Origin of the sequence: [Erwinia] mediterraneensis (assembly GCF_900604315.1) — a bacterium.
GTDB classification, from domain to species: domain Bacteria; phylum Pseudomonadota; class Gammaproteobacteria; order Enterobacterales; family Enterobacteriaceae; genus Pantoea; species Pantoea mediterraneensis_A.
Map to the genome: position 1 here is coordinate 2188518 of NZ_LR026978.1, position 12123 is coordinate 2200640.

General features: G+C 55.4%; 10 protein-coding genes. 9 read left to right on the forward strand and 1 reads right to left on the reverse strand.

All coding sequences use genetic code 11. From position 1 onward, the window contains the following. The first annotated feature begins 195 nt into the window (after positions 1-195). The 4 genes from dnaK to nhaR all read left to right on the forward strand — a co-directional run bounded on the left by dnaK (position 196) and on the right by nhaR (position 5609). Complete coding sequence (dnaK, locus tag E0E17_RS10160; RefSeq protein ID WP_130833956.1) at positions 196-2109, forward strand: molecular chaperone DnaK; 1914 nt, start codon at positions 196-198, stop codon at positions 2107-2109. Between the two features lie 100 nt (positions 2110-2209). Next, on the forward strand, positions 2210-3343 hold the full coding sequence (gene dnaJ, locus E0E17_RS10165) for a molecular chaperone DnaJ (protein ID WP_130833957.1): 1134 nt from the start codon (positions 2210-2212) through the stop codon (positions 3341-3343). Between the two features lie 183 nt (positions 3344-3526). After that, entirely contained in the window at positions 3527-4726 is a 1200-nt protein-coding gene (gene nhaA, locus E0E17_RS10170; RefSeq protein ID WP_130833958.1) for a Na+/H+ antiporter NhaA, read from the forward strand. Continuing rightward, complete coding sequence (nhaR, locus tag E0E17_RS10175; RefSeq protein ID WP_130833959.1) at positions 4713-5609, forward strand: transcriptional activator NhaR; 897 nt, start codon at positions 4713-4715, stop codon at positions 5607-5609. Before nhaA ends, nhaR begins: the two co-directional genes overlap by 14 nt. A 71-nt stretch (positions 5610-5680) precedes the next feature. Here the strand turns inward: nhaR and rpsT are convergent, their stop codons facing one another. Then, positions 5681-5944: a 30S ribosomal protein S20 gene (rpsT, locus tag E0E17_RS10180; RefSeq protein WP_130833960.1), complete on the reverse strand. Its 264-nt coding sequence runs from the start codon at positions 5942-5944 to the stop codon at positions 5681-5683. A gap of 319 nt (positions 5945-6263) precedes the next feature. Between rpsT and ribF the strand changes: the two genes are divergently transcribed. From ribF to ispH, 5 genes are read left to right on the forward strand one after another with little or no spacing between them, the layout of a single operon-like run. Beyond that, positions 6264-7229 (forward strand): bifunctional riboflavin kinase/FAD synthetase, encoded by a 966-nt coding sequence (ribF, locus tag E0E17_RS10185; RefSeq protein ID WP_130833961.1) that lies wholly within the window; start codon positions 6264-6266, stop codon positions 7227-7229. Continuing rightward, positions 7229-10045 carry an isoleucine--tRNA ligase gene (gene ileS, locus E0E17_RS10190; protein ID WP_130833962.1) on the forward strand — a complete coding sequence of 939 codons (2817 nt, stop codon included), beginning with the start codon at positions 7229-7231 and terminating at the stop codon, positions 10043-10045. Before ribF ends, ileS begins: the two co-directional genes overlap by 1 nt. Then, a complete protein-coding gene (gene lspA, locus E0E17_RS10195; protein WP_130833963.1) occupies positions 10045-10551 on the forward strand; it encodes a signal peptidase II in 507 nt (168 codons plus the stop codon). The genes ileS and lspA overlap by 1 nt, the downstream gene beginning before the upstream one ends. 3 nt (positions 10552-10554) lie before the next feature. Continuing rightward, a complete protein-coding gene (fkpB, locus tag E0E17_RS10200) occupies positions 10555-11025 on the forward strand; it encodes an FKBP-type peptidyl-prolyl cis-trans isomerase (RefSeq protein WP_130833964.1) in 471 nt (156 codons plus the stop codon). Further along, a complete protein-coding gene (ispH, locus tag E0E17_RS10205) occupies positions 11006-11959 on the forward strand; it encodes a 4-hydroxy-3-methylbut-2-enyl diphosphate reductase (protein ID WP_130833965.1) in 954 nt (317 codons plus the stop codon). The genes fkpB and ispH overlap by 20 nt, the downstream gene beginning before the upstream one ends. Positions 11960-12123: the final 164 nt, after the last annotated feature.

A 12123-nucleotide genomic window follows, 5' to 3' on the forward strand; every position in this document is an offset into this window, starting at 1 on the left:
GCAGTTACGCTGCGCGTTTTTCTTAAATTTTTTTTCTTTTAACCCTTGATGCGCTTCGAAGCGGCCCCATTTAGTTGTCATCACAGCGTTGTGAGCCACGAAAAAAGCGTGCGGCGGCGGTTGAAAGCCAACAAAGCGCCCGCATAACAGGTTCACAACCCAATTTGACACAGATTTTAAGTGGGAGACGTTTAGATGGGTAAGATTATTGGTATTGACCTGGGTACAACCAACTCTTGTGTTGCGATCATGGATGGCACTAAAGCACGTGTGCTGGAGAATGCCGAGGGCGATCGCACCACGCCTTCAATTATTGCTTACACGCAGGATGGCGAAACTCTGGTCGGACAGCCGGCTAAACGTCAGGCCGTAACCAACCCGCAGAATACGCTGTTTGCTATTAAACGCCTGATTGGTCGTCGCTTCCAGGACGAAGAAGTGCAGCGTGACATCAAAATCATGCCGTACAAAATCGTCAATGCTGACAATGGCGACGCCTGGCTGGATGTGAAAGGCCAGAAAATGGCACCGCCGCAGATTTCTGCGGAAGTGCTGAAAAAAATGAAGAAAACGGCGGAAGACTTCCTGGGCGAGCCCGTGACCGAAGCGGTCATTACCGTACCGGCTTATTTTAACGATGCTCAGCGTCAGGCGACCAAAGATGCCGGCCGTATTGCCGGTCTGGAAGTCAAACGTATCATCAACGAACCGACCGCTGCTGCACTGGCATATGGTCTGGATAAAGGCCAGGGTAACCGTACTATCGCGGTTTACGACCTGGGCGGCGGTACTTTCGATATCTCTATTATCGAAATTGACGAAGTTGACGGTGAAAAAACCTTCGAAGTTCTGGCGACCAACGGTGATACCCACCTGGGTGGCGAAGACTTCGACAGCCGCCTGATCAACTATCTGGTAGCCGAGTTCAAAAAAGACCAGGGCATCGATCTGCACAACGATCCGCTGGCGATGCAGCGTCTGAAAGAAGCGGCAGAAAAAGCGAAAATCGAACTCTCTTCTGCGCAGCAGACCGACGTTAACCTGCCATACATCACGGCGGATGCAACCGGTCCGAAACACCTGAACATCAAAGTGACCCGTGCGAAACTCGAGTCGCTGGTTGAAGATCTGGTGGCGCGCTCTATTGAGCCGCTGAAAGTCGCCCTGCAGGATGCCGGGCTCTCTGTTTCCGACATCAATGACGTCATCCTGGTGGGCGGTCAGACCCGTATGCCGATGGTGCAGGCGAAAGTGGCCGAGTTCTTCGGCAAAGAGCCGCGTAAAGACGTGAACCCGGATGAGGCGGTCGCCGTAGGTGCTGCGGTGCAGGGCGGTGTACTCGCCGGTGACGTGAAAGACGTACTGCTGCTGGACGTTACCCCGCTGTCGCTGGGTATTGAAACCATGGGTGGCGTAATGACATCGCTGATCGGCAAAAACACCACTATCCCGACCAAGCACAGCCAGGTGTTCTCGACGGCAGAAGATAACCAGTCTGCAGTGACCATCCATGTGCTGCAGGGTGAGCGTAAACGTGCCGCTGACAACAAGTCACTGGGCCAGTTTAACCTCGACGGTATCCAGCCGGCACCACGCGGCATGCCGCAGATTGAAGTGACTTTCGACATCGATGCGGATGGTATCCTGCATGTGTCGGCGAAAGACAAAAACAGCGGCAAAGAGCAGAAAATCACCATTAAAGCCTCTTCTGGTCTGAACGAAGACGAGATTGAAAAAATGGTGCGTGACGCGGAAGCGAATGCGGAAGCGGACCGTAAGTTCGAAGAGCTGGTGCAGACGCGTAACCAGGGTGACCAGATTGCGCACAGCACCCGTAAACAGCTCGACGAAGCGGGTGACAAACTCTCTGCTGACGATAAAGCACCGATCGAAGCGGCGCTGAACGATCTCAATACCGCGCTGAAAGGCGAAGATAAAGCGGAGATCGAAGCGAAAATGCAGGCGTTGATGCAGGTTTCCAGCAAGCTGATGGAAATGGCTCAGCAGCAGGCGCAGGCAGGCAGTGCCGATGCCGGTGATGCTTCTGCGAAGAAAGATGACGATGTCGTCGATGCTGAATTTGAAGAAGTCAAAGACAACAAAAAATAATTGCCCCTGACCGGGCGCGACGGTTGGCCTGACAACCGTTGATAACCAGCACGGGCGGCGGAGTTTCTCCACGCCCGTGCGATCATGTTAAGGGCAAGAAATGGCAAAGAGTGATTATTACGAGATCTTAGGCGTCTCTAAATCCGCAGACGAGCGTGAAATCAAAAAGGCCTATAAACGCCTGGCGATGAAATTTCACCCTGACCGCAATCCGGGTGACCAGGAAGCCGAAGCAAAATTTAAAGAAGTCAAAGAAGCTTACGAGATTCTGACCGATGCGCAGAAACGCGCAGCCTATGACCAGTATGGTCATGCCGCTTTTGAACAGGGCGGCGGTTTCGGTGGCGGCGGCTTTGGCGGCGGCGGTGCAGACTTCAGCGATATCTTTGGCGACGTATTTGGCGATATCTTTGGTGGAGGCCGTCGTCAGCGCGCTTCCCGTGGCGCCGATTTACGCTACAACATGGAGTTGACGCTGGAAGAGGCGGTTCGCGGCGTGACCAAAGAGATCCGCATTCCGACGCTGGAAGAGTGTGACGTTTGCCATGGCAGCGGGGCGAAAAAAGGCACCCAGCCGCAGAGCTGTCCGACCTGTCATGGTGCTGGTCAGGTGCAGATGCGTCAGGGCTTTTTCACCGTGCAGCAGGCGTGTCCGACCTGTCACGGTCGCGGCTCGATCATCAAAGATCCCTGCAACGCCTGTCATGGACATGGCCGCGTAGAGAAATCGAAAACCCTGTCGGTTAAAATTCCGGCGGGCGTGGACACCGGTGACCGTATCCGTCTGAGCGGTGAAGGTGAAGCGGGTGAGCATGGCGCGCCGGCGGGCGATCTTTACGTTCAGGTGTCCGTGAAAAAACACCCGATCTTTGAACGTGAAGATAACAACCTCTATTGCGAAGTGCCGATTAACTTCGCGATGGCAGCCCTGGGCGGCGAGATTGAAGTCCCCACGCTGGATGGTCGCGTAAAGCTGAAAGTGCCTTCAGAGACCCAGACCGGCAAACTGTTCCGTATGCGTGGCAAAGGCGTGAAGTCGGTACGTGGCGGCGCGGTGGGCGACCTGCTCTGTCGCGTGGTGGTAGAGACTCCGGTCAGCCTCAATGAGAAACAGAAAGCGCTGCTGCGTGAACTGGAGGAGAGTTTTGGCGGTCCGACGGGCGAACATAACAGCCCGCGCTCAAAAAGCTTCTTCGACGGCGTGAAAAAATTCTTTGATGATTTGACCCGCTAAGTCTCTGTGTTTCCACAAAGCCAGCTCCGGTGAGCTGGCTTTTTTTATACCTGCATACTGCACGTCACGCTATCATTACTCGTTATTTACGAATGATGACTATAATATAAACTGCTTTTTACGAGCTATCATTCCCGCTAAGCTGGGGATTCTGCTGATGGTACGGGATAAGGGAATCCAGGCGTGAATATCAAACTAAAAAAACTTCTGCACAGCGATGCCTCCAGCGGCATCGTATTGATCATTGCTGCCGCGGCGGCGATCTTTCTTGCTAACTATAGCGCCACACAACAGTCCTACCAGATGTTGCTGGCGACGCCGGTAGAGTTCCGCCTCGGTGCTCTGGAGATCAGTAAAAACCTGCTGCTCTGGATTAACGATGCGCTGATGGCGATCTTCTTCCTGATGGTAGGCCTTGAGATTAAGCGTGAACTGATGATGGGGGCGCTGGCGCGGCGTGAACAGGCGCTGTTCCCGTTAATTGCGGCGCTGGGCGGCATGGTAATGCCGGCATTACTCTTTCTGTTGCTTAATGGCAGTGATATTACTGCCCGCAACGGCTGGGCTATCCCCACCGCCACCGATATCGCCTTTGCGCTGGGCGTACTGGCGCTGCTGGGCAGCCGCGTCCCGCCCGCGCTGAAAATTTTCCTGATGGCGCTGGCGATTATCGACGACCTGGGCGCCATTGTGGTGATCGCGCTGTTCTACACCCATGAGCTGTCGATGAGCTCGCTGGGCATGGCCGCAGCGGCCGTGGCGGTGCTGGCGTTGATGAACTGGCTGAATGTGCGTAACACCGGACTCTATTTACTGGTCGGCCTGGTGCTGTGGACGGCGGTACTGAAATCGGGCGTGCACGCCACGCTGGCAGGCGTGGTGATTGGCTTCCTGATCCCGCTGACGAAAAAGAAAGGGCACTCGCCTGCGATTCATCTGGAGCATGCGCTGCATCCGTGGGTGCGCTGGGCCATTCTGCCGCTGTTCGCCTTTGCTAACGCGGGAGTGGTGCTGGAAGGCGTCTCTGTGGACAGTCTCTTTTCGCTACTGCCGTTGGGCATTATCCTCGGCCTCTGTATCGGTAAGCCGCTTGGCATTACGCTCTTTTGCTGGCTGGCGGTGAAAACCGGCCTGGCGACGCTGCCTGAGAAGACGCGCATGATAGATATTGCCGCAGTTGGCGTGCTTTGCGGCATCGGTTTTACCATGTCAATCTTTATCGCTTCGCTGGCTTACGGGGATGCGGATGCCGGGTTGGTTACCCTGGCCAAACTCGGCATTCTGATCGGTTCTCTGCTCGCCGCCGTGGTGGGGTATGGATTGCTGTGGTGGCGCCTGGCTCGTCGCCACGACCAGGAAGGAACAGAGCGTGTCACATATTAACTACAACCACCTGTATTACTTCTGGCACGTCTGCCGTGAAGGTTCCGTGGTTGGCGCGGCGGAGATGCTGTTTCTCGCGCCGCAAACCATTACCGGGCAGATTAAAGCGCTGGAGGATCGTCTGCAGGGCAAGCTGTTTCGCCGCCAGGGGCGCGGCCTGGTGCCTACGGAGCTGGGCCAGCTGGTATTCCGCTACGCCGACCGCATGTTTATGCTCAGTCAGGAGATGCTGGATATCGTCAATTACCGCAAGGATTCACATCTGCTGTTTGATGTGGGCGTCGCCGATGCATTGTCGAAACGGCTGGCCAGCAAGGTGCTGGAGGCTGCGGTGGTTGATGAGGAGAAAATCCATCTGCGCTGCTTTGAGTCGACACACGAAATGCTGCTGGAGCAGCTTAGCCAGCATAAGCTGGACATGATCCTGTCAGACTGTCCGGTGGATTCGTCGCAGCAGGAGGGGCTTTTCTCGGTGAAGCTGGGTGAGTGTGCTGTGAGTTTCTGGTGCAACCCGCCGCTGCCGAAAAACCCCTTTCCCGCCTGTCTGGAGGAGCGCCGGCTATTGATCCCCGGGCGGCGTTCTATGCTGGGACGAAAACTGCTGAACTGGCTCCATAGCCAGAACTTACAACTGGAAATCCTGGGCGAGTTTGACGATGCCGCCTTAATGAAAGCCTTTGGCGCGCAGCATAACGCCGTGTTTGTGGCACCCACGCTGTATGGCAAAGAGATATATCAGGATGATGAGATCAGTGAAATTGGCCGTCTCGACACGATAATGGAGGAGTATCACGTTATCTTTGCCGAGCGGATGATTCAGCATCCGGCCGTGCAGCGCATCTGCAATAAAGATTTCCGAGCCCTCTTTGCCGGGCAGGTGTAAGGCGGGCAAAATCAGGGCGAAAAAAAACCGGCACTGAGCCGGTTCTTTCCAAAGCGATAAACAAAGGGCGATTAAGCCAGTTTGTTGATCTGAGCAGTCAGGTTAGCTTTATGACGTGCCGCTTTGTTTTTGTGGATCAGGCCTTTAGCAGCCTGGCGATCCACGATCGGTTGCATTTCGTTAAATGCATTCTGTGCAGCTTCTTTGTCGCCAGCTGCAATCGCCGCGTATACTTTCTTGATGAAAGTACGCATCATTGAACGGCGGCTTGCGTTATGCTTGCGACGTTTCTCAGATGTTACGGCGCGTTTCTTAGCTGATTTGATATTAGCCAAGGTCCAACTCCCAAATGTGTTCTATAAGGACAAATCAAAGGCCGAGGACTATGCCTTTTGTGCCTTCTTTTGTCAATGGATTTGTGCAAATAAGCGCCGTTTTACAAACAACGCCCGGTTACGTAATTGATGGCGCAAGATTCTACCAGCTTCACCGGTTTGAATACAGCTTTTCCCCAACAAAATTCTGTCACGCCGGGCCATGTCACAGCGCTACGGGAGAAAAGGCGCAAAGAACGCATGAAAGGCGTCTGTCACGGGTTAACCTGAAGCCGGTTCAAGGGTATAATCCGCCGATTTCCACCGGTTTGAGTCAGCCATGAAGTTTATCCGCGGTATTCATAATCTCAACGGGCAGCATCGCGGCTGCGTCCTGACCATTGGTAACTTTGATGGTGTGCATCGCGGTCATCAGGCACTGCTGGCCGAACTGTGCGCAGAGGGGCGGAAACGCAACCTGCCAGTCACCGTCATGCTGTTTGAACCGCAGCCGCTGGAGCTGTTCGCCGCTGATAAGGCGCCTGCGCGTCTGACGCGCCTGCGGGAAAAGTTAAACTACCTGGCGCAAGCGGGCGTCGATCGCGTGCTCTGCGTGCGTTTTGACCGTCGTTTTGCCGCGATTCCGGCGCAGCGCTTTATCGCCGAGCTACTGGTTGAGAAACTGGACGTCAAATTTCTCGCCGTCGGCGATGACTTCCGCTTTGGCGCTGGTCGTCAGGGTGATTTCCTGTTATTACAGAAAGCGGGCGTTGAGTATCAATTTGATGTCGTCAGCACCCAGTCGTTTTGTGACGGCGGCAAGCGTATCAGCAGTACCGCCGTACGTCAGGCGCTGGCCGCAGACGATCTGGCGCTGGCGCAATCTCTGTTAGGACATCCTTTCAGTATTTCAGGCCGTGTGGTCCATGGCGATGCCCTGGGTCGTACGATCGGCTTTCCCACTGCGAATGTTCCTTTGCGCCGCACCGTGTCGCCGGTCAAAGGCGTTTATGCAGTGGAAGTGCGCGGTTTGAGCGCGCAGTCGCTGCCGGGCGTCGCCAATATCGGCACGCGCCCGACAGTAAAAGGTCTGCGTCAGCAGCTTGAAGTTCATCTGCTTGATACCAATATGAATCTTTATGGCCGCCATATTGAGGTGGTGCTGCGACACAAAATACGTAACGAGCAGCGTTTTGCTTCGCTGGAAGCGCTGAAAGAGCAAATAGCGCACGATGTGGTGACAGCCCGACAATTTTTTAGCGAGCTACATGGGTGTAACAACCAACATACGGAACCGAGAATCTGATGAGTGACTATAAATCTACCCTGAATTTGCCGGAAACGGGGTTCCCGATGCGTGGCGATCTGGCCAAACGCGAACCGGGTATGCTGCAACGCTGGTACGATGACAACCTGTACGGCATCATCCGCGAAGCCAAAAAAGGGAAAAAAACCTTTATCCTGCATGATGGCCCTCCTTATGCGAACGGCAGCATTCATATTGGTCACTCAGTTAACAAGATTCTGAAAGACATTATCGTCAAGTCCAAAGGTATGGCGGGATATGATTCCCCGTACGTACCGGGCTGGGACTGTCATGGTCTGCCGATTGAACACAAAGTCGAGCAGATGATCGGTAAGCCGGGTGAGAAGGTGAGCGCGGCGGAGTTCCGTGCGGCTTGCCGTCAGTATGCCGCTGAGCAGGTGGAAGGTCAGAAGAAAGACTTTATCCGTCTGGGCGTGCTGGGCGACTGGGAACGTCCCTACCTGACGATGAATTTCCAGACTGAAGCCAACATCATTCGCGCGCTGGGCAAAATCATCGGCAACGGCCATCTGCATAAAGGGGCTAAGCCGGTTCACTGGTGCCTTGACTGTCGTTCCGCCCTTGCCGAAGCGGAAGTGGAGTATTACGACAAAACTTCGCCTTCCATCGACGTGATGTTCAACGCCACCGATGGTGCCGCTGTCGCCGCGAAATTTGGCGTGAGCCAGCCTGCAGGGCCGATCGCGCTGGTGATCTGGACCACCACCCCCTGGACGCTGCCTGCTAACCGTGCCATCGCGCTGCATGCTGAGTTTGACTACCAGCTGGTGCAGATTGAAGACCGGGCGCTGATCCTGGCGAAAGATCTGGTTGAGAGCGTCATGAAACGCGCCAGCATCGACAGCTGGACTGTACTGGGTACTGTACAGGGGGCGGCGCTGGAGATGCTGCGCTTCCAGCATCCGTTCCTCGCGTTTGACGTGCCAGCTTTGTTGGGCGACCACGTCACGCTGGAAGCCGGTACGGGTGCAGTGCATACCGCACCGGGTCACGGTCCGGATGACTATGTGCTGGGTCAGAAATATGGACTGGAAACCGCCAACCCGGTTGGTCCGGATGGCTGCTATCTGCCGGGCACTTACCCGACGCTGGATGGCGTCAACGTCTTTAAAGCGAATAATCTGGTGGTGGAGCTGCTGCGTGAGAAAGGCGCGCTGCTGCATATGGAAAAACTGCAGCACAGCTATCCGCACTGCTGGCGTCACAAAACGCCGATCATCTTCCGTGCCACGCCGCAGTGGTTTGTCAGCATGGATCAGAAAGGGTTGCGTGCGCAGTCGCTGAAAGAGATCAAAGGTGTGCAGTGGATCCCGGACTGGGGCCAGGCGCGTATCGAAGCGATGGTGGCTAACCGTCCCGACTGGTGTATCTCCCGTCAGCGCACCTGGGGTGTGCCGATGGCGCTGTTCGTGCATAAAGAGACCGAAGAGCTGCATCCCGAGACCCTGGCGCTGATGGAGAAAGTGGCGCAGCGTGTGGAGCAGGATGGCATTCAGGCCTGGTGGGATCTCGATGCGCGCGAGTTGATGGGCGACGATGCGGAAAACTACGTGAAAGTGCCCGATACGCTGGACGTCTGGTTTGACTCCGGCTCCACCAGCTATGCGGTTGTGGATGCCCGTCCGGAGTTCAACGGTAACGCGGCAGACATGTATCTGGAAGGCTCGGATCAGCATCGCGGCTGGTTTATGTCTTCGCTGATGATCTCTACGGCGATGAAGGGCAAAGCGCCTTATCGTCAGGTGCTGACCCATGGCTTTACCGTGGATGGTCAGGGCCGCAAAATGTCGAAATCGATCGGTAACACGGTCGCGCCACAGGATGTGATGGATAAGCTGGGCGCGGATATTCTGCGTCTGTGGGTGGCTTCCACCGATTACTCCGGTGAAATGGCGGTTTCTGACGAAATCCTCAAGCGTTCAGCGGATGCCTATCGTCGTATCCGTAACACCGCGCGTTTCCTGCTGGCCAACCTGAGCGGCTTTAATCCGGAAACGGATCAGGTGAAACCGGAAGAGATGGTGGTGCTGGATCGCTGGGCGGTAGGACGTGCTCAGGCGGCACAGGCGGATATCGTGGCCTCCTATGCCAGCTACGATTTCCATGAGGTGATTCAGCGCCTGATGCAGTTCTGTTCGGTAGAGATGGGCTCTTTCTATCTCGATATCATCAAGGATCGTCAGTACACCGCGAAGCCAGATAGCCTGGCGCGTCGCAGCTGTCAGACCGCGCTGTGGCACATTGCCGAGGCGCTGGTGCGCTGGATGGCGCCGGTGATGTCCTTTACTGCCGACGAAATCTGGGGCTATCTGCCTGGCAAGCGTGCGCAGTACGTCTTCACCGAAGAGTGGTATGACGGTTTGTTTGGTCTGGCGGATAATGAAACCCTGAACGACGCTTACTGGGCTGAGCTGCTGAAAGTACGCGGTGAAGTGAACAAGGTGATCGAGCAGGCGCGTACCGATAAACGCATTGGCGGCGCGCTGGAAGCCAGCGTCACGCTCTATGCGGAAGCGGATCTGGCAAGCAAACTGCAGGCGCTGGGTGACGAGCTGCGTTTTGTGCTGCTCACCTCGGGCGCGCAGGTGGCGGACTATGCCGCAGCGAGCACCGATGCGCAGCAGAGCGAGCTGCTGAAGGGACTGAAAATCGCACTGCATAAAGCGGAAGGCGAGAAATGTCCGCGCTGCTGGCATTACGCCACCGACGTGGGTCAGAACCCGGAACATGCCGCGATCTGTGGTCGTTGTTACAGCAACGTCGCCGGTGACGGCGAAAAGCGTAAGTTCGCCTGATGAGTAAACCTATTTTCTCAACCGGATTGCGCTGGCTGTGGCTGGTGCTGGTGGTGATTGCCATCGACTTTGCCAGCAAGCTGTGGGTGATGAACCACATGATGCTGCATGAGACGCAGCCGCTGATGCCATTTCTGAATCTGTTCTATGCGCATAACTATGGCGCAGCGTTCAGCTTCCTGGCGGACAAAGGTGGCTGGCAGCGCTGGTTCTTTGCCGGTATCGCCATCGCCATTGTGGTGGCGCTGCTGGTGATGATGTATCGCAGCCACGCCAGCCAGAAATTAAATAACATTGCTTACGCCCTGATTGTCGGTGGGGCGCTGGGCAACCTGTTTGATCGTGCTTATCACGGATTTGTGGTCGATTTTATCGACTTCTATATCGGTGGCTGGCACTTCGCTACCTTTAATATCGCCGACTGCGGCATCTGTATTGGTGCTGCGCTGGTGGTGCTGGAGGGGTTTCTCAACCCCTCCGGCAAACAGGCTAAACAGAAAGGGTAAGAAATGACGGAATCTGTGCAGAGCCACAGCGCGGTGCTGGTGCACTTTACGTTGAAGCTGGAAGATGGTTCGACGGCAGAATCGACGTCCGCATCCGGCAAACCCGCGCTGTTTCGTCTGGGCGACGGAAGTCTCTCGGCGGGGCTGGAAAAAGAGCTGCTGGGGCTGAAAGCGGGCGACAAGCACAGCTTTACCCTGGCGCCGGAAGATGCCTTTGGCGCTGTCAGCCCGGATCTGATCCAGTACTTCTCCCGTCGCGATTTCATCGAGGCGGGCGAACCGGAAGTCGGTACTATCATGCTGTTTACCGGCATGGGCGGCAGTGAAATGCCTGGCGTCATCCGTGAAATTTCGGGCGATTCGATCACGGTGGATTTCAACCATCCACTTGCCGGACATCGCATTCAATTTGATCTGGAAGTACTGGAGATCGATCCGGTGCTGGAGGCGAACGATGCAAATCCTGCTGGCTAATCCGCGCGGCTTCTGTGCTGGCGTCGATCGGGCAATCAGTATTGTGGAGCGGGCGCTGGAGATGTATGGCGCACCGATCTACGTGCGTCACGAAGTGGTGCATAACCGTTATGTGGTCAACAGCCTGCGCGAGCGTGGGGCGATTTTCATTGAAGAGATCAGCGAAGTGCCTGATGGTGCGATTCTGATCTTCTCCGCCCATGGTGTGTCACAGGCGGTGCGGGCGGAAGCCAAAGCGCGCAACCTGACCATGCTGTTTGATGCGACCTGTCCGCTGGTGACGAAAGTCCATATGGAAGTGGCGCGTGCCAGCCGGAAGGGCACCGAAGCGATTCTCATCGGCCATGCGGGTCACCCGGAAGTGGAAGGCACTATGGGTCAGTACAATAACCCGGCGGGGGGCATGTATCTGGTCGAGTCGCCGGAGGATGTCTTCAAGCTGCAGGTGAAGGATGAGAATAACCTCTGCTTTATGACGCAAACCACATTGTCCGTTGATGACACTTCTGACGTGATCGATGCGCTGCGTCAGCGCTTCCCGAATATTGTCGGACCGCGCAAAGATGACATCTGTTACGCCACGACTAACCGCCAGGAAGCGGTACGTACCCTGGCGCAGGACGCCGATGTCGTTCTGGTGGTTGGCTCCAAAAATTCTTCTAATTCAAACCGCCTGGCAGAGCTGGCGCAGCGTGCCGGTAAACTGGCAAAACTTATCGATTCTGCGGATGATATCCAGGAAGAGTGGGTGAAGAATGTCAGCTGTATCGGTGTTACTGCGGGCGCATCGGCTCCCGATATCCTGGTGCAGCAGGTGGTGCAACGGCTGCGTGAGCTGGGCGGCGAAGCGGCCATTGAGCTGATTGGCCGTGAAGAGAACATCGTGTTTGAAGTTCCCAAAGAGCTGCGTGTTGAGGTCAGAAACGTTCAATAATCGCAGCTTAACAATGCCAGCGCGCTCTGAAAGGTCGATTCATTCGGCCTTTTTTATTGTCTCGTTTTTAATCATTACCAAATGAAATTTGTTTTACTGATAATCGAACGGGGCTGGCATAAAATTCTTATTATCGCTTTTTAATGGTGGCGAGGCAGGTGGCT

Bases quoted from the DNA above. Each gene is read 5' to 3' on its own strand.
- dnaK (WP_130833956.1), top strand. From the start codon at position 196: ATGGGTAAGATTATTGGTATTGACCTGGGTACAACCAACTCTTGTGTT.
- ribF (WP_130833961.1), top strand. From the start codon at position 6,264: ATGAAGTTTATCCGCGGTATTCATAATCTCAACGGGCAGCATCGCGGC.
- ileS (WP_130833962.1), top strand. From the start codon at position 7,229: ATGAGTGACTATAAATCTACCCTGAATTTGCCGGAAACGGGGTTCCCG.
- dnaJ (WP_130833957.1), top strand. From the start codon at position 2,210: ATGGCAAAGAGTGATTATTACGAGATCTTAGGCGTCTCTAAATCCGCA.
- fkpB (WP_130833964.1), top strand. From the start codon at position 10,555: ATGACGGAATCTGTGCAGAGCCACAGCGCGGTGCTGGTGCACTTTACG.
- ispH (WP_130833965.1), top strand. From the start codon at position 11,006: ATGCAAATCCTGCTGGCTAATCCGCGCGGCTTCTGTGCTGGCGTCGAT.
- lspA (WP_130833963.1), top strand. From the start codon at position 10,045: ATGAGTAAACCTATTTTCTCAACCGGATTGCGCTGGCTGTGGCTGGTG.